This window comes from Frankia sp. AgKG'84/4 (assembly GCF_023242965.2).
In the GTDB taxonomy this organism is placed as follows: Bacteria; Actinomycetota; Actinomycetes; order Frankiales; family Frankiaceae; genus Frankia.
This window is the reverse complement of record NZ_JALKFU020000652.1, coordinates 1-652: the sequence shown is the minus strand read 5'-3', so window position 1 is coordinate 652 and position 652 is coordinate 1. Positions and strand designations below refer to the sequence as shown.

Sequence of the window (652 nt, the reverse complement as noted above, 5' to 3'; positions counted from 1 at the left end):
CCGCCGCGCCGCGCCCGTCGCCGCCGCTGTCGAGCAGCGGGCGCAGGCCGGCGAAGGCTCCGAGTACGTCGGCCCGGTCCAGCGGGGCCGTGAGCACCGTCGAGACGACGTCGACCAGCTGGGCGATCTCCTCCTCGGCCGGTTCGGGCACGTCAGTGACCCGGTCCACCGGGACGTCGGTAAGCCCCACGTAGACGCGGCCGTCGCCCTGCGGCAGGACCAGCGCGAAGCGGTCGAGCTCCCCGGGCATCGGCACGGACAGCGCGCCGCCGTGGGCGAGGGCCTCCGAACGCACCACCAGATGGGTCCCGCGGCTCGGCCGCAGCCGGACGGCGGGCGCCAAAGTCGGCGCCCACACCCCCGTCGCGTTCACCACCGCACGGGCGCGCACCGTGAACTCGCCACCGCCGATGCCGTCCCGAACCGTCACCTCGAAGCCGCTGATCGCCTCGAAGCCGCCGAGTCCGGGCCGGGCGGGCCCGGCGACGTCCCGCACGGCCAGCCGGGTGAGGATCCGGGCGCCGAAACCCGCGGCGCTGCGGGCCAGCGCGACGACGAGCCGGGCGTCGTCGACGAGCTGGCCGTCCCAGTAGACCAACCCGCCGCGCAGTCCGGTCTCCCGCAGCGCCGGGGCGACCCCGAGGGTCTCCAC

At 76.7% G+C, this 652-nt stretch carries 1 protein-coding gene; it reads right to left on the bottom strand.

Annotation, left to right across the window (positions count from 1 at the left end; translation table 11 throughout):
- A partial coding sequence (locus MXD58_RS24445) for an FAD-dependent oxidoreductase (RefSeq protein WP_250610017.1) occupies positions 1 to 652 on the bottom strand: 652 nt, incomplete at both ends.